Annotated in this window: 15 protein-coding genes; 8 read left to right on the top strand and 7 right to left on the bottom strand. The window is 73.0% G+C overall.

Annotation, left to right across the window (positions count from 1 at the left end; genetic code table 11):
• The first annotated feature begins 11 nt into the window (after positions 1–11).
• Positions 12–881, top strand: a complete 870-nt coding sequence (locus ACFC1X_RS04080) for a spermidine synthase (RefSeq protein WP_376348595.1) — start codon at positions 12–14, stop codon at positions 879–881.
• A 37-nt stretch (positions 882–918) separates the two neighbouring features.
• On the opposite strand, the gene ACFC1X_RS04085 is transcribed toward ACFC1X_RS04080, so the two are convergent.
• Positions 919–1473 (bottom strand): hypothetical protein, encoded by a 555-nt coding sequence (locus tag ACFC1X_RS04085; protein WP_376348597.1) that lies wholly within the window; start codon positions 1471–1473, stop codon positions 919–921.
• A gap of 143 nt (positions 1474–1616) precedes the next feature.
• Between ACFC1X_RS04085 and ACFC1X_RS04090 the strand changes: the two genes are divergently transcribed.
• From ACFC1X_RS04090 to ACFC1X_RS04100, 3 genes are all read left to right on the top strand, one after another.
• Complete coding sequence (locus ACFC1X_RS04090) at positions 1617–2369, top strand: response regulator transcription factor (RefSeq protein ID WP_376348599.1); 753 nt, start codon at positions 1617–1619, stop codon at positions 2367–2369.
• Positions 2366–3799 carry a sensor histidine kinase gene (locus ACFC1X_RS04095; protein ID WP_376348600.1) on the top strand — a complete coding sequence of 478 codons (1434 nt, stop codon included), beginning with the start codon at positions 2366–2368 and terminating at the stop codon, positions 3797–3799. The genes ACFC1X_RS04090 and ACFC1X_RS04095 overlap by 4 nt, the downstream gene beginning before the upstream one ends.
• Before the next feature lie 130 nt (positions 3800–3929).
• Positions 3930–5402, top strand: coding sequence for a cellulose binding domain-containing protein (locus ACFC1X_RS04100; protein ID WP_376348602.1), 1473 nt, complete (start codon positions 3930–3932; stop codon positions 5400–5402).
• Between the two features lie 98 nt (positions 5403–5500).
• Here the strand turns inward: ACFC1X_RS04100 and ACFC1X_RS04105 are convergent, their stop codons facing one another.
• The 4 genes from ACFC1X_RS04105 to ACFC1X_RS04120 form a co-directional block, all read right to left on the bottom strand.
• Positions 5501–6940, bottom strand: a complete 1440-nt coding sequence (locus ACFC1X_RS04105; protein ID WP_376348604.1) for a GH1 family beta-glucosidase — start codon at positions 6938–6940, stop codon at positions 5501–5503.
• A 135-nt stretch (positions 6941–7075) separates the two neighbouring features.
• Positions 7076–7984: a carbohydrate ABC transporter permease gene (locus ACFC1X_RS04110; protein ID WP_376348605.1), complete on the bottom strand. Its 909-nt coding sequence runs from the start codon at positions 7982–7984 to the stop codon at positions 7076–7078.
• A 12-nt stretch (positions 7985–7996) separates the two neighbouring features.
• Complete coding sequence (locus ACFC1X_RS04115; RefSeq protein ID WP_376348607.1) at positions 7997–9019, bottom strand: carbohydrate ABC transporter permease; 1023 nt, start codon at positions 9017–9019, stop codon at positions 7997–7999.
• 233 nt (positions 9020–9252) lie between these two features.
• On the bottom strand, positions 9253–10575 hold the full coding sequence (locus ACFC1X_RS04120; protein WP_376348609.1) for an extracellular solute-binding protein: 1323 nt from the start codon (positions 10573–10575) through the stop codon (positions 9253–9255).
• Between the two features lie 365 nt (positions 10576–10940).
• Between ACFC1X_RS04120 and ACFC1X_RS04125 the strand changes: the two genes are divergently transcribed.
• Positions 10941–11996 carry a LacI family DNA-binding transcriptional regulator gene (locus ACFC1X_RS04125; RefSeq protein ID WP_376348611.1) on the top strand — a complete coding sequence of 352 codons (1056 nt, stop codon included), beginning with the start codon at positions 10941–10943 and terminating at the stop codon, positions 11994–11996.
• Positions 11997–12527: 531 nt separating this feature from the next.
• On the opposite strand, the gene ACFC1X_RS04130 is transcribed toward ACFC1X_RS04125, so the two are convergent.
• Positions 12528–14297 carry a siderophore-interacting protein gene (locus ACFC1X_RS04130; RefSeq protein WP_376348612.1) on the bottom strand — a complete coding sequence of 590 codons (1770 nt, stop codon included), beginning with the start codon at positions 14295–14297 and terminating at the stop codon, positions 12528–12530.
• Positions 14297–15283 (bottom strand): ABC transporter substrate-binding protein, encoded by a 987-nt coding sequence (locus ACFC1X_RS04135; RefSeq protein ID WP_376348614.1) that lies wholly within the window; start codon positions 15281–15283, stop codon positions 14297–14299. The genes ACFC1X_RS04130 and ACFC1X_RS04135 overlap by 1 nt, the downstream gene beginning before the upstream one ends.
• Before the next feature lie 138 nt (positions 15284–15421).
• On the opposite strand from ACFC1X_RS04135, the gene ACFC1X_RS04140 reads away from it, so the two are divergent.
• The 3 genes from ACFC1X_RS04140 to ACFC1X_RS04150 all read left to right on the top strand — a co-directional run bounded on the left by ACFC1X_RS04140 (position 15422) and on the right by ACFC1X_RS04150 (position 18354).
• Positions 15422–16168 (top strand): helix-turn-helix domain-containing protein, encoded by a 747-nt coding sequence (locus ACFC1X_RS04140; RefSeq protein ID WP_376348615.1) that lies wholly within the window; start codon positions 15422–15424, stop codon positions 16166–16168.
• A gap of 96 nt (positions 16169–16264) precedes the next feature.
• Complete coding sequence (locus ACFC1X_RS04145) at positions 16265–17323, top strand: iron chelate uptake ABC transporter family permease subunit (protein WP_376348617.1); 1059 nt, start codon at positions 16265–16267, stop codon at positions 17321–17323.
• Positions 17320–18354 (top strand): FecCD family ABC transporter permease, encoded by a 1035-nt coding sequence (locus ACFC1X_RS04150; RefSeq protein WP_376348619.1) that lies wholly within the window; start codon positions 17320–17322, stop codon positions 18352–18354. The genes ACFC1X_RS04145 and ACFC1X_RS04150 overlap by 4 nt, the downstream gene beginning before the upstream one ends.
• Positions 18355–18407: the final 53 nt, after the last annotated feature.

Raw genomic sequence — 18407 nt, forward strand, 5'->3', positions numbered from 1 at the left:
ATAATGGCCCGATGGGAAAGTCCAGGAACGCCCGCCGCGGGCGCGCTGCCGCCGAGACGGTCGTCGAGGACGTCGACGGCGGACGCGCCGAGCTGATCCCCGACCGGGACCGGACCCGGGCCTGGACCCTGCTGATCGACGGCGCCCCGCAGTCGCACGTCGACCTCGACGACCCGACCCACCTGTCCTTCGAGTACCAGCGTCGTCTCGGGCACGTCATCGACCTCGCCGCCCCGCCGGGCAGACCCGTCCAGGCCGTGCACCTCGGCGGCGGCGCCCTCACCCTCGCCCGCTACCTGGCCGCCACCCGTCCCCGTTCCACCCAGCAGGTCGTCGAGCGGGACGCCGCCCTCGTCCAACTGGTCCGTCGGGAGCTGCCCCTGGACCCCGGCGCGCGGATACGGGTGCGCTCCACCGACGCCCGCGCCGGACTGGCCAAGGTGCCCGACGGCTGGGCCGACCTGATCGTCGCGGACGTCTTCAGCGGCGCCCGCACCCCGGCCCACCTGACGTCCGCCGAGTTCCTGGACGAGGTCCGGCGCGCGCTCGCGCCCGGCGGGGTCTACGCCGCCAACCTCGCCGACGGCCCGCCCCTCGCCCACCTGCGCGGCCAGATCGCCACCGCCGCCGCCCGGTTCGCGGAACTCGCCCTCGTCGCCGACCCCGCCGTGCTGCGCGGCAAGCGCTTCGGCAACGCCGTCCTCGTCGCCTCCGACCGCCCGTTGCCGGTCGCCGAACTCACCCGCCGCGCCGCCTCCGACCCGCAGCCCGCCCGGGTGGAACACGGCCGCGCGCTGGCCGACTTCACGGGCGGCGCGGTACCGGTGACGGACGCGGCGGCGGTGGACTCGCCCGCGCCGCCGCCCTCCGTCTTCCGCTGACCCGTGGCAGGGGGCCGAGGTACGGCGCGGCGGCGGCTCAGTAGGTGCCGATCTCCACGCGCGGCGGCCCGTCGTGCCAGGTGCAGAACACGGACACCCGGTCCGCCCCCGAGCTGAACTCCACCCGGATCCACGACTCCGTCTTCCACACCTGCATCGACCAGCCCGCCCCCGGCGTCGCCGACACCAGGGACGCCGACGACTTGCCGAGGTCGAAGACCGCGCGGCCGCCGTCGGTGTCGTAGCTCCTGACCTCGCCGGAGGTGGCGGGGGAGGGGTTCGCCGGGCGCTCGGGCGTGGTGGACGGGGCGGTCCGCGACGGGGTGGGGTCCGGCTCGGGGCGGGTCTCGCTCGGCGACGGCGACGGACTGCCCGACGGCGACGGACGGCTGGTGGACGACGCCCGCGAACCCGCTTCCTCGGAGGCGTCGTGCGAGTCCCGTACCGACGCGTCGGCCGCGGTGATGGGCAGCGCGCGAGGCGCGTCGTAGGCCGTGCCCGTCATCACCGTGTGGACGCCCCACCACGACAGCGTGACCGCCGCGCCGGTGGCGAGCAGCCAGGCAAGTACGTGGACGAGTCCTCTGCGCATCGCGGCCATACTGCCTCACCCGCCCCACCCGTGTCGCCCGAACGGAGTGTGACGGTGGCCCCCGGCGGGGTTGTGCACAGGCCCCCGCCGGAGTTGTCCACAGGCCCGCACCGGTTTGGTCCGCATGGCGTACGGTGCCGCCCATGGCAAGTGTGCTCGTGGTCGAGGACGACCAGTTCGTACGCTCGGCGCTCATCCGGCAGCTGACCGACGCCTCGCACACCGTGCGCAGCGTCGGTACGGCGCTGGAGGCGCTGCGCGAGGTCGCCCATTTCCGTTTCGACGTGGTGATCCTCGACCTCGGACTGCCCGACCTGGACGGCTCCGAGGCGCTGAAGATGCTGCGCGGCATCACCGACGTACCCGTGATCGTCGCCACCGCCCGGGACGACGAGGCGGAGGTCGTGCGGCTGTTGAACGCGGGCGCGGACGACTACCTCACCAAGCCGTTCTCCGTGGAGCACCTGTCCGCCCGCATGGCCGCCGTCCTGCGCCGGGCCCGGACCGGCCCCGCTGAGGCGGCGCCCTCGCCCGTCATCCGGGTCGGCGGCCTCACCGTCGACCCGCTGCGCCGCCAGGCCGACCTGGACGGCGTCCGTCTCGACCTGACCCGCCGCGAGTTCGACCTGCTCGCCTTCCTGGCCGGCCGGCCGGGCGTCGTCGTCCCCCGCAAGGAACTGCTCGCCGAGGTCTGGCAGCAGTCCTACGGCGACGACCAGACCATCGACGTCCACCTGTCCTGGCTGCGGCGCAAGCTGGGCGAGACCGCGGCGCGGCCGCGCTACCTGCACACCCTGCGCGGTGTCGGCGTGAAGCTGGAGCCTCCCCTGGAGCAGGGCCCGGAGCAGGGCCCGGCGCAGGACCGAGGGCTGCCCGGAGCGGAGCCGCCGCGATGAGGTGGGCCCTGGTCAAGGTGTCGCTGGCGGTCACCGCGATGGTCGTCGTCGCCTTCGCCGTCCCCCTGGGACTCGTCATCCGGGAGATGGCCCGGGACCGCGCCTTCTCCAACGCCGAACGGGAGGCGGCCGCCGTCGCCCCCGCGCTGTCCATCACCACCGACCGCGACCAGTTGGAGCGCGTCGTCGCCTCCGCCGGCTCGGACGCCGGAATGGCCGTGCACATACCGGCGTCCGGCGAGCCGGCCGACCGCACCGACGGCGCGGGGCAGCGGGCCGCCGACATCGGCCGGCAGCGCGCCACCGACGAGGACATCGCCGCCGTACGCGAGATGGGCCGCGCCTCCACCACCGAGGTGGACGGCGGTTCCACGCTGCTCCAGCCGGTCGCGCTCAGCTCCGGCGAGATCGCCGTGGTCGAGGTGTACGTCCCCGAGTCCGAGGTCACCAACGGGGTCGCCACGGCCTGGGCGGTGCTCGCCGCGGTCGGCGCCGCCCTGATCGTCGGCTCCGTCGCGGTCGCCGACCGGCTGGGCGTGCGGATGGTGCGGCCCGCGCAGCGCCTGGTCGAGGGCGCGCACCAACTCGGGGAGGGCCGGCTGGGCTCGCGGGTGCCCGTGGAGGGGCCGAACGAACTGCGGCTCGCGGCCGTCGCGTTCAACTCCATGGCCGACCAGGTGGTCCAGCTCCTGGCCAACGAACGCGAGCTGGCCGCCGACCTGTCCCACCGGCTCCGCACCCCGCTGACCGTGCTGCGGCTCAACGCGGCCTCGCTCGGCGACGGGCCGGCCGCCGAGCAGACCCGGTCCGCCGTCGAGCAGTTGGAGCGCGAGGTCGACACCATCATCCGCACCGCCCGGGACGCCAAGCCGCAGACGGCCGCCGCCGGACCGGGCGCCGGGTGCGACGCGGCCGAGGTGGTGCGCGAGCGGATGGGGTTCTGGTCCGCGCTCGCCGAGGACGAGGGCCGCAAGTGGCGGGTGGCCGGCGCCGACCGCCCGGTGCGCATACCCGTGGCCCGCGCCGACCTGGCCGCCTCCCTCGACGCCCTGCTCGGCAACGTCTTCCGGCACACCGCCGAGGGCACCGCCTTCGCCGTCGACCTGCACAACGGCGAGGACGCGGTGATCGTGCTCGTGTCGGACGCGGGCGCCGGCATACCCGACCCCGAGGCGGCGATGGCCCGCGGCCGGGGTTCGGGCAGCGACGGGTCGACCGGGCTGGGCCTGGACATCGTGCGCCGCATGGCCGAGTCGACGGGCGGCGACGTCCGCATCGGCTCCTCCGTGCTGGGCGGCACCGAGGTGCGCATCTGGGTGCAGCTCGACGGGCGGACGGCGCCCGAGCGGCGCGGCCACCGGGGAGCCGTGCGGCGCCGCAGGCAGCCCCGGCAGACGGCCACCATTAATCGGCCCCGATCTCTTCCTTAAGCGCACCCTAAGATCGCCGACCCCCGCCCGGATCAGGCTCTTTGCCCGTTTCCGGCTCGCTAGCGTGCTGCCGCACCCCCACCCCCGGACGTTCCCCGCCGGGGGCACCGTGAACAGCGAAGGCAGGCACATGACGCGCACGCACCGACGCAGGGTCAGTGGCAGGAACAAGGCGATCGGCACCGTCGTCGCGGCGGCCGTGGCCGGTGGTGGCGCGCTGCTGTTCACCAGTACCGCCCAGGCGGCCCCGGTGGGCGCCGTCTACACGAAGACCAGCGAGTGGTCGGACGGCTACACCGCCCAGTACGTCGTCACCAACGGCAGCGGCGGGGCGAAGACGGACTGGACGCTGGAGTTCGACCTGCCCGGCGGGACGAAGCTGGGCTCGCTGTGGAACGCCGAGTCGAAGGTGAGCGGACAGCACGTCACCGTGACCCCGCCGAAGTGGGACACGGACGGCCTGAAGGCCGGCGAGTCCGTCACCGTAGGCTTCGTCGTCAAGGGCACGGACGAGCCGACCGGTTGCCTCGTCGACGACGCCGAGTGCTCGGCGGACGACGGCGCCACCCCCGAGCCCAGCGGCCGCCCCACCGAAGCCCCGGCCCCCACCTCCACCCCGGCCCCCACGGCCACCGACTCCGCCGAGCCGGACCCGACCGGCACCGCCACCACCCCGGCGCCCACCTCGACACCCGGCAACGGCACCGCCGCCGGCGTCGGCTTCGCGCCGTACGTCGACACCTCCCTCTACCCCGCCTACGACCTCCTCGCCAACGCCGAGGCCACCGGCGTGAAGGACTACACCCTCGCCTTCGTCACCGACGGCGGCGGCTGCACCCCCAAGTGGGGCGGCGTCACCGACCTCGCGAGCGACGCCGTGGCCAAGCAGATAGGCGCCCTGCGCGCCGAGGGCGGCGACGTCCGCGTCTCCTTCGGCGGCGCCTCCGGCTCCGAACTGGGCACCACCTGCACGTCCGTGGACGCGCTGGCGGCGGCGTACGGCAAGGTCGTCGACGCCTACGACCTCACCAAGGTCGACTTCGACGTCGAGGGCGGCGCGCTGCCCGACACCGCGGCCAACAGCCGCCGCGCCCAGGCCATCGCCGCGCTCCAGAAGGAACACCCCGGCCTGGACGTCTCCTTCACCCTCCCCGTCATGCCCGAGGGCCTGACCCAGGCGGGCGTCGACCTCCTCGCCGACGCGAAGGAGAACGGCGTGGACATCGGCACCGTCAACATCATGGCGATGGACTACGGGCCCGCGTACAGCGACGACATGGGCACCTACGCCGAGCAGGCCGCCACCGCCACCCAGGCGCAGGTCAAGGGCGTCCTCGGCCGCTCCGACGACGAGGCCTGGAAGACGGTCGCCGTCACCCCGATGATCGGCGTCAACGACGTCGTCTCCGAGGTCTTCACCGTCGAGGACGCCGGCCAGCTCGTGAAGTTCGCCGAGTCCAAGGGCCTGGGCGGACTGTCCATGTGGTCCGCGACCCGCGACAAGGCGTGCCCCGGCGGCCCGAAGCCCGCGGCCGACGCGACGTGCAGCTCGATCGACCAGGAGGCGAACGCCTTCGCGAAGGCCTTCGCCGCCTTCAAGTAGGGCCGGGCTTCCCCCCCCCACACCGGCCCCACGAGCGGGGCGCGGCACCCACGTAGGGTGCCGCGCCCCGCATCGGTCGTGCCGCCCCCGGGAGGCGCCTACTCGGCGGAGTCCACCGGCGGCAGCGCACCCGTACGGGCCGCCCGGCCGTACCACAGGGCGCTCGACTTGGGGGTGCGCTGCTGGGAGACGTAGTCGACGTAGACCGCGCCGAACCGCTTCTCGTAGCCGTAGGCCCACTCGAAGTTGTCCATCAGGGACCACAGGTAGTAACCGCGGACGTCGGCACCGTCGGTGATGGCCCGGCGCACCGCCGCGAGGTGGCCGTGCAGGTAGGCGACGCGCTCCGGGTCGTGCACCGTGCCGTCGGCGCCGGGCTTGTCGTCGTAGGCGGCACCGTTCTCGCTGATGTACAGCGGCAGGCCGGGAGCCTCGCGGTGGTAGCGCATGATCAGCTCGTGCAGGCCGGTCGGGTCGACGCTCCAGCCCATCTCCGTGCGCTCGCCCGGCGGCTGGTGGAAGGCCACGTCGTCGGCGGCCGGCCACGGCGAGTGGTCGCTCGCGCCGTGACCGTCGGCGCGCGGCGCCCGGGAGTCGGCGTCCGCCGCCGACACCACGGTGGGCGTGTAGTAGTTGAGGCAGATCGCGTCGATCGGCTGGCGGATCTGCCCCAGGTCGCCGTCCTGGACGTACGACCAGTCGGTCACCGGCGCCGTCGCCTCCAGCAGGGACTGCGGGTAGGCGCCGTGCAGGATCGGGCCGTGGAAGATCCCGCCGGACAGGTCGTCGATCCTGCGGGCCGCCGCCAGGTCCCCGGAGTTCTGCGACAGCGGGCGGACGACCGAGGTGTTGAGGCTGATCGCCACCGAGTTGCGGGCCGGCATCACCGACCGCAGGGCCACCGTGCTCAGACCGTGCGCCAGGTTCAGGTGGTGCGCGGCACGCAGCGAGGTCGCCGGGTCGGTGCGCCCGGGCGCGTGCACCCCGGAGGCGTAGCCCAGGAAGGCCGCGCACCAGGGCTCGTTGAGCGTGATCCACTGCTCCACGCGGTCGCCGAGCGCCTCACCCACGATCTGCGCGTACTCCGCGAACCGGTACGCGGTGTCCCGCTCCGGCCAGCCGCCCGCGTCCTCCAGCTCCTGCGGCAGGTCCCAGTGGTAGAGGGTGACGGCCGGTTTGATCCCCGCGGCCAGCAGCTCGTCCACCAGGCGGCGGTAGAAGTCCAGGCCGCGCTGGACGGCGGGGCCGCGGCCGGTCGGCTGCACCCGGGGCCAGGAGACGGAGAAGCGGTACGCGCCGAGCCCCAGGTCCTTCATCAGCGCCACGTCGTCGCGGTAGCGGTGGTAGTGGTCGACAGCGATGTCACCGGTGTCCCCGCCGGCCGTCTTCCCGGGGGTGTGGCTGAAGGTGTCCCAGATCGAGGGCGTGCGGCCGTCCTCGCGCACCGCGCCCTCGATCTGGTACGCCGAGGTCGCGGCGCCCCAGAGGAAGGCAGGGGGGAAGGTCACCGGGGTCACCGGCGTTGCGGACTCAAGCATGGAAGCGCTCCCATAGCGGGTCGTGTGACGACCGGCGCGTAGTAAGGACGAGGGGGGAATGCGGGCCGGGGCGGCGGCGACCCGGCCCACCGGGTGAGGTGTCGGCCCTTGGTGTCTGCCCTTCTCGGCAGCCTGTCAGCCCTTGACGGCTCCCTGCATGATGCCGCCCACGATCTGCTTGCCGAAGATCGCGAAGACGAGCAGCAGCGGCAGCGTGCCCAGCAGCGCGCCGGCCATGATCAGGGCCTGGTCCGGGGTGAAGCCGCGGCCGAGGCCCGCCACCGCGACCTGCACGGTCGGGTTGCCGTTCTGCGTCAGCACCAGGAACGGCCACAGGAAGTCGTTCCACACCTGGACGAACATCAGCATGCCCAGCACGGCCATCGCGGGCCGCGCCGTCGGGAACACCACGTGCCAGATGACGCGCCAGCTGCTCGCGCCGTCCACCCGGGCGGCCTCGATGATCTCGTCGGGCAGCGCCTGGAGCAGGTACTGCCGCATGAAGAACACGCCGAACGCGCTGACCAGGGACGGGAAGATGACGGCCTGGAGCTGGTCGGTCCAGTCGAGCTTGGCGACCATCATGTACAGCGGGATGACGCTGAGCTGCGGCGGCACCATCATCGTGCCGACGACGATCAGCATCAGGGCGTTGCGCCCCTTGAACCTCAGCTTGGCGAACGCGAAGCCGGCGACCGTCGACATGAGGACGATGGTGATCGAGGAGATGCCCGCCACGATCGTGGTGTTGAGCATCGCCTCGCCGAGGTTGGCGTCCTTCCAGGCGATCTCCAGTTTGTCGAAGAGGTTGGCGCCGAACCAGAAGGGCGGCGGCGTCTGGGCCAGGCGCTGATTGTCGCGGGAGGCGGCGATCGCCGTCCAGACCAGCGGGAAGAGCGAGCCGATGGTGAACAGGGCGAGGATGATGTACGCGATCGGACCGGCGTGCATCTGTCCGCCGGCCCGGGACGCCTTGGACCGGCGCCCGCGCCGGGGCGGCTCGGGGACCCGGTCGGCCGGGGGTTTCGTCAGGGTCGTCGTCACGGCCGGTTCTCCTTAACTACTGGCGCGCAGCCGGCGCGAGATGACGTAGTTGACGATCCCGATCACGATGAGGATCAGGAACATCGTCCAGGCGATCGCGGAGGCGCGGCCCAGGTGCTGGTTGACCCAGCCCTGCTCGTACAGGTACAGGCCGAGCGTCTGGAACTGGTGCTGGGAGCCGCCCGAGGCGCCCTTGTTGGCGTCGAACAGCAGCGGCTCGCCGAACAGCTGCGAGGCGCCGATGGTCGACACGACGACCGTGAACAGGATCGTCGGACGCAGCTGGGGCAGCGTGACGTGGATGAACTGGCGCCAGCGGCTGGCACCGTCCAGCGCCGCCGACTCGTACAGCTCCTGCGGGATCGCCTGCATCGCCGCCAGGTAGATCAGCGCGTTGTACCCGGTCCAGCGCCAGATGACGATGGAGGAGACGGCGAACTGGGACGACCAGGTGCCGTTCTGCCAGTCGATCTTGTCCAGGCCGACCAGGTCGAGAGCCCAGTTGATCATGCCGTAGTCACGGCCGAAGAGCAGGACGAAGACCAGCGACGCGGCGGCGATCGAGGTGGCGTACGGCGCCAGCATCACCACGCGGTAGAAGGTGGAGGCGCGCAGCTTGTAGTTGAGGATGTGCGCCAGGCCCATCGCCATCAGCAGCTGCGGCACCGTGGAGATGATGCCGATGGTCAGGGTGTTCTGCGCGGCGTTCCAGAAGAAGTCGTCGTCGAAGATCCTGGTGTAGTTGTCCAGGCCCGCCCACGCCATGTCGGTGGGCGCGGTCAGCTCCACCGTGTGCAGCGAGGCCCAGCCGGTGTAGATCAGCGGGAACAGGCCGAACGCGGCGAAGAACACGAAGAAGGGGGTGACGAACGCGTACGGACTCCAGCGCATGTCCCGCTGCCAGCGGCGGGAGAGCCGGGCCCGCTTCCTCGCCACCTCGGGGGGCACCGCGTCGGCGGGCGGTCGGCCCGGGGCCGCGCCCCCCTTGGAGGGGGACGCGGCGGTGGTGGCGTTACTGGGTGAGGTTCCGGTCACCTGATGACTCCGAGTGAGCGTCGGCCGTGAGACCGGAGGCCGGGCGCCGTCCACACGATCGGGTGAACGGGGCGCGATGCGTTGCGGGAACCAAGCATGCGGATGGATCCTTGGTGTCGTAGTAGCCCGGGCTGGTTCCAACCCGGCTGGTGTTGATCGCGTAGGACTCGATCGCTTGCTGAGCGGGCGAGCAGCGTGAGCCAGGAATCCCTCTGCTCCGGCTGGGGGAGGGTTCAATTCTCCAGGTTGTTGTCGATCGTCTTGGTGGCGTTGGACCAAGCCTCCTCAGGGGACTTGCCCTGCGTCACCAAGATGACGCCGTTGTCCGTCAGACCCTGCTGGATGATCTGGTCCTTCGGGCCGATCACCTGCGCCGGGATCGCCTCGGCGGCCTTGGCGAACAGCTCACCGATCGGCGCGTCACCGGTCATGTCGTTCTTGGCGCCGGTCACCTCGGCCGACTTGTAGGCGGCCGGGGCGCTCGGGAAGCTGCCCTGCACGGCGAAGAGCTTGGCCTGCTGCTCGGGCGCGGTCAGCCAGGCGACCAGCTTCTGCGCGGCTTCCACGTTCTTGCCGCTCTTGGGCACGCCCAGGAAGGTGCCGCCCCAGTTGCCGGACTTCGGCGCCGCGGCCACGTCCCACTTGCCGGCCGCCTCGGGCTGGGACTTGCCCTTGATGTAGCCGAGCATCCACGGCGGGCAGGCGACGGTGGCGAACTTGTTGTTGGCGATGGTCTGGTCCCAGGCGGGCTGGAACTGGGTCTGCGACTGGACCAGGCCCTCCTCGGCGGCCTTCGCGGTCAGGTCGAAGGCGTCCTTGACGGCCGGGTTGGTCTTGTAGATCACCTCGCCGGCGGCGTCGTAGAACTTCTCCTCCTCACCGCTGAGGACGGCGTTGATCAGTCCGCCGGGGGAGTCCATGAAGTAGGTGTCCTTGCCGGCACCCTTCTTGTACTTCTCGCCGGTCTCGATGAACTTGTTCCAGTCACCGGCCCACAGCTTGCCGACCTCCTCGCGGTCGGTCGGCAGGCCCGCCTTCTCGAAGAGGTCCTTGCGGTAGCAGATGGCCATCGGGCCGATGTCGGTGCCGAGTCCGACCGCCTTGCCGTCCTTGGTGACGGCCTGCTTCCACTTCCAGTCCAGCCAGCTGCTCGGCTGCACGCCCTCGGCCTTGGACATGTCCACGAACTTGTCGGCCTGGGTGCCGACGACCTCGGCGATGTTGCCGACCTCGATGGCCTGGACGTCCTGGAGGCCGCTCTCGGTGGTGAGGTGGTTGACCAGAGCGGGGTAGTAGTTCTCGTTCCGCTCGGTGACGTTCTCCTCGATGTTGATGTCCGGGTTGAGCTTCTCGTACTCCTCGTAGAGGCCCGCCTCCTTGAAGCCCATCGTGCCGAACAGACCGAGGGTGATCGTGGTCTTGCCGCCGCCGTCGCCCGACGACGAGCCGTCCTCGTCCTTCCCGTCATCGGCACAGCCGGCCAGCAGCCCGGCGCCCAGCGACGCGATGGCCGCGATGACCACCACCTTGCGGGCGGATCGAGTACGTGCTCGCATTGCGTCCTCCTGTTGCCCTGACGTGCCGACCCCCCGGCCAACTACATGGTTGGGCCCGCTGCTTCATGTCGTTCGTTCGTCGCTGCGGCTCGGGCGGGGAACGTGCGGGATGTGTATGTGCCAGGTAGTGTGGGAGCGCTCCCACAAGTGATGTGTTGAAGAGTCGTCGGTCCGGGCGGGGGTGTCAAGGGAGCGGACGCGACGAAACGCGTTCAGTTATCGGCCTGTTAACTGGGGGCGACGAGCGCTACGGAGACACCTCCGCCACGGCGGGAGCGGAACCGGAGCCGGTCATTACACCCGACCGGCCTGTTAAATTCCAGGCCAGCCGCAGAGTGCGGGGGTGTCGACGGGAGGCGGAGCCGATGGCAAGCCACGGAGCGCGTGGTCGGAGCGGTGGCCGGCCCACCCTCGAAGAGGTGGCGGCACGGGCGGGCGTCGGCCGCGGCACGGTGTCCCGGGTGATCAACGGTTCGCCCCGGGTCAGCGACGCCACCCGGGCGGCCGTCGAGGCGGCGGTCGCGGAACTCGGCTATGTCCCGAACACGGCGGCCCGCGCGCTGGCGGCCAACCGCACCGACGCGATCGCGCTGGTGGTACCCGAACCGGAGACCCGGTTCTTCGCGGAACCGTACTTCTCGGACATGCTGAAGGGTGTCGGCTCCGAACTCTCCGACACCGAGATGCAACTGCTCCTGATCTTCGCGGGCAGCGACCGGGAGCGCGAGCGGCTCGCCCAGTACCTGGCCGCGCACCGTGTGGACGGCGTCCTGCTGGTCTCGGTGCACGCCGACGACCCGCTGCCCGACCTGCTGACCCAGCTGGAGATCCCGGCCGTGATCAGCGGCCCGCGCTCGGCCACGGAGTCGCTGGCCTCGGTGGACTCGGACAACTACGGCGGGGCCCGCTCGGCCGTCGAGCACCTGCTGACCCGGGGCTGCCGCCGCATCGCCCACATCACCGGCCGCCTCGACGTCTACGGCGCCCAGCGCCGCGTCGACGGCTACCGCGACGCCCTGCGCGACGCGGGCCACGCGGTGGACGAGGGGCTGATCGAGGCCGGTGACTTCACCGAGGACGGCGGGCGCCGCGCGATGGAGGAGCTGCTGCGCCGCAGTCCCGACGTGGACGCGGTCTTCGCCGCCTCGGACGTCACCGCCGCGGGCGCCCGCCAGGCGCTGCGCGAGGCGGGGCGGCGCATCCCGGACGACGTGGCGCTGGTCGGCTACGACGACTCGGCGATAGCCCGCCACATGGAGCCGCCCCTGACCAGCGTCCGCCAGCCCATCGAGGAGATGGGCCGCGCGATGATCGACCTGCTCCTGACCGAGATCGCGGACCGCCGTCCGGCGGCTTCGCGGGGGCTGGAGCGGCACCAGGTGGTGCTGGCGACGGAGTTGGTGGAACGTACGTCGTCCTGAGCGGGTGCCGCGGTGACGCCGACGGGCGTCCGGGCCCTGGCCCCGGCGTGGGCGTCGGCGCACGCCCGGCCATCACCCGCGGCGGCCCGGTGGGCGGTCGGTGGTGGTGCGGCCAGTGTGCGGCCCCACCCGCTGCCGGTCGCGTCCGGGCGGGCGGCGGCGCCGGGCGGGGCCGGTGAACCGGAGTCCGTCCGGTCGGCGGGGCGGAGACGGGCCGTGTGGTCCCCCTCGCCGCGGGCGCATCAGGCTGGGGCGCGCTGTGTCGGTCGGTGGTGCGGGGTGGGCGCCGGTGGAGGGTGGCCCGTCGGGCCGGTGGACGGGGGATGCGTCCCGGACGTGTGGTCTCACTCGCCGCGGGCGCATCAGGCTGGGCCGCGCCGTGTCGGCCGGTGGCGCCGGGTGGGCGCCGGTGGAACGTGGCCCGCCCGGACGGCGGCCGGGAGGCGCGGCCCCCCGGCCCTCCGGTCCTCCGGCACTCCGGCCCCCCCGGTCCCCCGGTCCCCCGGCCCCCCGGTCCTCCCGGCCCCCCGGTCACCCCGAAGCAGGCTCCCCGCGCTCCAGGACCGTGGCCTCGGTGCCCCAGCCGAGGGGGACGACGTGGGTGACGTGCCAGCCCGTGCGGGCGGCGAGGGCGGCGATCGCGGTGGCGTCGCGCAGTGGGGCGCCGGTCGCGGCGTAGGCGTGCAGGGCCGCCTCGGCAGCGTGCGGGCTCAGGCCGTCGGGGCGGGAGGCCTCGACGAGGACCGCCGTCGGGACCCAGCCGGCCAGCCGCTCCAGCAGCGCCGCGGCCTCGTCGTCGGTCCGGTGGGCGAGGGCCTTCGCGGCCACGGCGACGTCGGCGGGGCCGCCCGTCCAGTCGATCCGTTCCGGCGCCGTGACGCGGCCGCGCAGGACCGCCGCGGGGACGTCGTCCTCCGCGACGCGCAGCCCCGGCCGGTGCCCCGCGTCGTCCAGGGCGGCGACGACGGACGCGGTGCCGGGGCCGGTGAGCAGGCACTTCCCGACGCCGGTCCACAGCGGGTCGGCGGTCAGGCCGGAGAGCAGGAAGACCAACTGCTCGCACTCCTCGACCAGTTCGCCGTACCGTTCCGCGTCCCGGATTACCGTGTCGTGCAGGGTGGTGCCCGACGCCCGCTGCCAGGGGGAGACGCCGTCCCGCAGCGCGGGCGCGAGTTCCGTGAGCGCGAGCAGCAGCTCCGCCTCCTGGCCGACGTACTCCTCGCGCTTGTGGTCGTCGAGCAGTTCCTCGGCCGCCGCGCCGAGCCGCAGGCCGTCCTCGTCCCCGGCGACCACGCCGTGCGCGGTGAGCAGGGGCAGCAGTACGCCGATCCCCGCCGCCGGCACGCCCACGCGCGCCGCGAGCGTCCCGAGCGGGATGCCCGGCGCGTCGGCGACCGCGTCGATCACACCGAGCTGCAGCGCCGCCCGCGCCACCAGCCACGGCACCGGCGACGGCACGCGTCCGTGCTCCGGGGCGGGCGAGCCCTCCGCCTGCGCCGGGACCGTCTCCTCGCGGTGCCAGTAGCCCGTGATGTTCAGCCGGTCCTTCGGGAGCCCCCGCTCGCGCCGCAGATACCGGCGTACCGGCAGCAGCGCCCGGCTCTCCGCCGCCGCCCACGCGTACCCCTCACCGTGAGGCGCGGGCAGCTCGCGCACCGCGGCCTCCAGCGCGGCCGCGTCACCGGGCTCCGCGACGACCCAGGTCACGGTGTCGCCGTCGCGCAACGCCAGTTCCTGGCGGGCGGAGTCGTCGGGCACGGTGACCAGGACGTGGGCGGGGGCGTCGACCGGACGCTCGTCCAGGAAGCGGCCGATCGCGGGCAGCGCGGTCTCGTCGCCGACGAGGAGGATCCAGTCCAGCCGTTCCGGCAGCCGCAGCGACGACTTGGGGCCGACGAACCACAGCTCGTCGCCCTCCCGGGCCGACGCCGCCCAAGTCGCCGCCGGTCCGTCGCCGTGCACGACGAAGTCGAGGTCGATTTCGCCGGCCGCGGCGTCCACCCGGCGGGGCGTGTAGTCGCGGGTCAGCCGGTTCTCGGCCGGGGTCCACTCGATGCCGTGCGGCAACTGGGCGGGCAGCGCGGCCCGGACGTCGCCGTCCGAGGCGAGGATCACCTTGACGTGGTCGTCGAACCCGGGCGCGGCGAAGCCGGGGTGGTCGGTCCCGTCCCGGGTGAACGGCGCGAGCTGGTCGCCGCCGAGGACGACGCGCCGCATCCGCGGGGTCACCTCGATGACGCGGCGCACCGTGACCCGGCGCAGGACGAGCGGATGCGTCGTGTACGCGCGTTGGGCGGCCATCAGGCGAACTGCTCCTCGATGATGTCCAGCAGGGCCATCGCCTCGTCGTAGTCGCCGCGCAGCACCCAGTACGGCAGGTCGTAGGCGTGCCCCGACTTGAAGGCGGGCAGGGCGCCGTACACCGGGTTCTTCTTGAGGGTGGCGACGTCGGTGGTGTCGGCGTTGAAGCCCATCACGAACACCGACGGCTGGGTGATCGTCTGCCCGGCCTTCTCCGTCGACAGCTCGAACATGTCGCCGCCCCCGCCGTACACCTTGAAGCCGCCCTTGGCGAAGACGGGCGCCGGTTCGATGCCGACCTTCTTGAACTCGGTCGGCAGGCCCACGCTCTCCACCAGCCCGTAGGCGGTGCCGTCACCGGTCATGGCCAGGAAGGAGACCGGGCCGGGCGGGGGCGTGATGGCCTTCTTCACCTCGGTGACGCGCTTGTCGTAGGCGGCGAGGTGCTGGGCGTAGACGTCCTTCTTGCCGAAGACGTCGTCGGCGAGGAAGGAGAACTGGCCGCGCCAGTCGCCGAGCTTCTTGCCGACCAGCACCGTCGGGGCGATGTCCGACAGGTCGTCGTACACCTTCTCCGCCTGGAACAGCGGGAAGCCGATGCCGCCGCCCACGATGAGGTCGGGTTCGAGTTCGAGGATCGCCTCCAGGTCGAAGCCGTCGACGCTCCACGGCAGGAAGGTCGTCTTGTCCTTCTTCGCCTCGTCGGCCCAGTAGGGGGAGAACTCGCCCTTGCCGTCGGCGTCCTCGGGGATGGTCGCGGTCACCGGGACGTCGAGGTCGTAGAGGTATCCGGCGAGCGCGTGGTTCAGCACGACGACGCGCTTCGGCTCGGCGGGCACCTTCACCTCGCCGTAGTCGGTCGCGACCGTACGGGACTTCGCGGCGGACGCCTTGTCGCCGTCGCCCGGGGAGTCGTCGGCCGCGCAGCCGGTGAGGGCCAGCGCGGCGACGAGCGCGACGGCGAGCAGGCGGGCAGGAGCAGGCATGGGACCTCACGTGGCTGGACGGGATCGTACGTTCGACCCGTTGGTAAGGTGAGGCTAACCTCGCTGGTTCCGTGGCGTCGATCCGCGTACGACATCGCCGGTGACGGAGACGACACATCGCAGGTACGGGAGGCAGGCTTGCCGGTGACATCCCTCGGCACCGTGGTCGCCGAGAACGCCATCCGCTTTCTCGGTCACGACACGCACCAGCACGACGAGCCGCACCTCATCCACATCGTGACCGGCTCCGCCCTCCTGCTCGCCGACGGCGAGGAGTGGCGGCTCGGCCGGCAGGAGTCCGTGTGGCTCGCGCCCCAAGTGCCGCACGCGCTGCGGATCGAGCCCGGCGGCATGGCGCTCGGCCCCACCCTCACCCCCGACGACCTGCCCCGACGCCGGGTCCAGCCGCTCGGCGTGGTGCCCGCGATCACCGAGGTGATGACCACCGCGCTGGGCGCGGCACCGGGCACCACGGCCGAGGTCCGGCCGTTCCGCCAGGCGCTCGGCCGGGTGCTGCGGGGCATCTCCCGGCAGTACTTCCCGGTGGTGCTCCCCACCCATCCGGCGGTGCGCGCGCTCGCCCGCGAGGCCCTGCGCACCCACTCCGTGACGCTGGAGCTGCTCGCCGCCCAGCACCGGATGAGCCCGCGTCAGGTGCAGCGGGTCTTCCTCGACGAGACCGGACTGCCCTTCACACGGTGGCGGAGCCGGGCCAGGATGAACGCCGCCGTCGAGCACATCCTCGGCGGCGGCGAACTGACGGCGGCGGCCAGGGCGGCCGGCTACGCCACCCGGGCCGGACTGCTGCGCGCGCTCAGCCGCGAGTCCGGCATCCCGGTGGGCGTGCTCACGGCGGACGCGGTGGGTGCGCTCGGCGGACGGTGAGGCGCACTCCAGCAGTACGGCAGCACGGCAGTACGGCAGTACCGAAGTTCGGCAGTTCGGCCCCGCCGGTCGGCGTGGGCTCTTCGAGGAGGATGGATGGCACAGGCGCTGGCGACGACGGCCGCGCGCCCACCGACCCGCGCGTCGCGTCCCACGGGGCGCCGGCTGATCGGCCTCGGTGCCGCCGTCGCCGTACTGCTCGCGGCGGTGGTGCTCAGCATCGCGCTCGGCTCGGCGATGCTCCCGCTGGACGTGGTGTGGCGGGCCCTCACCACGTCCGACGGTTCCGCGACCCACGCCACGGTCGCCGACGCCCGCGTCGACCGCACCGTTCTCGGCCTGCTGGTCGGCGCGTCGCTCGGCGTGGCCGGGGCCCTCATCCAGGCGCTCACCCGCAACCCGCTCGCCGACCCCGGGGTCCTCGGCGTCAACGCCGGCGCCGGTTTCGCCGTCACCCTGGGGGTGGCCGTGTTCGGCGTCACGCGCATCGAGCAGTACCTGCCGTTCGCGTTCGCGGGGGCGATCGCCGGGACGGCCGTGGTGTTCCTCGCCGCGAGCGGCGGCCGGGGTGGCGGGGGCGGGCCCTCGCCCCTGCGGCTCACCCTCGTCGGGGTCGCGTTCACGGCGGTGCTCTCCGGTGTCTCCGAGACCCTCGCGCTGATCGACACGGAGACCTTCGACCGCATGCGCTTCTGGGGGGCGGGCACCGTCACCGACCGCCCCGGGGGCACCGTCGCGGCGATCGCCCCCTTCGTCGTGGCCGGGCTCCTCGTCGCCGTCTGCTGTGCGCGCCCGCTCAACGCGATCGCGCTCGGCGACGACGCGGCGCGCGCCGTCGGCCTGCGGGTCGGGGCGACCCGGTCCGGCGTGGTGGTCGCGGTGACACTGCTGTGCGGCGCGGCGACGGCCGCCGCGGGCCCGCTGCTGTTCGTCGGCCTCATGGTGCCGCACGCCGTACGGTGGCTCACCGGCCCCGACTGGCGCTGGATCCTCGCCTACTCCGCCGTGCTGGCACCGGCGATCGTGCTGGTCGCCGACGTACTGGGCCGGCTGATCGTGATCCCCGCCGAGCTGCCGGTCGGAGTGATGATGCCGCTCATCGGCGCGCCGGTGCTGATCTGGCTGGTGCGCGGACGACGGGCGCGTGCGCTGTGAGCGGGGTGTTTGTCCTGAGGGCGGGACCGCTGAGCCTGCGCGTGACCCGCCGCGCGGTCGTCGTCTGCGGGGTGCTGTGGCTGGTGCTGGTCGCGCTGGCCCTGTGGGCCTTCACCCTGGGCAGCTATCCGCTGAGCCCGGGCGACCTGACCGACGTACTCACCGGGTCAGCGAGCAGAAGTGTGCGCAAGGTGGTGCTGGAGTGGCGGGCGCCGCGCATCGTCGCCGCCGTCCTGTTCGGCGCCGCCCTCGCGGTGGGCGGTGCCGTCTTCCAGTCCCTCACCCGCAACCCGCTCGGCAGCCCCGACGTGATCGGCTTCACCACCGGCTCGTACACCGGCGTCGTCCTGACGCTGCTGGCGGGGGCGACCGGCTACTCGGCCCTCGCGGCGGGCGCGCTCGCCGGGGGCCTGCTCACCGCGTTCGGTGTGTACCTGCTGGCCTTCAGGCGGGGCGTGCAGGGCTTCCGGCTGATCATCGTGGGCATCGCGGTGGGCGCGCTGCTCTCCTCGGCCAACACCTGGTTCTCGGTGAAGGCCGACGTGGACAACGCGCTGCGGGTCGCGGTGTGGGGCGCCGGTTCGCTGGCCACCGTGGACTGGCCCACCATCGGGACGGCCGCCGTCGTACTGGCGGGGGTGGCGGCCGTGGCCCCGGTGGCCCAGCGCAGGATGCGGCGGCTCGAACTCGGCGACGACACGGCGGCGATGCTGGGCGTGCCGGTCGAGCGGACCAAGCTGCTGCTGGTCGTCCTCGGGGTGGTCGCGACGGCCGTGGTGACCGCCGCGGCCGGTCCGATCGCCTTCGTCGCGCTGGCGGCCCCGCAGATCGCCCGCCGGCTCACCGGTCACGGCACCTCCGTCGACCTCGCCGGTTCGGCGCTGGTCGGCGCGGTCCTGCTGCTCGGCGCCGACCTCGCGGCACAGCACACGATCCCGGGCGTGCTCCTGCCGACCGGCGCGGTCACGGTGTGCGTCGGGGGCGTGTATCTGCTGGTGCTGCTGGCGCGGGAGAGCCGGCGCGGGCTGTGAGGGCGGTCCGGGGGAGGGCCCGGAACGCCGTCGGCCGGTGACCTTCGCGAAGG

It is taken from the genome of Streptomyces sp. NPDC056128, assembly GCF_042263835.1.
GTDB lineage: Bacteria > Actinomycetota > Actinomycetes > Streptomycetales > Streptomycetaceae > Streptomyces.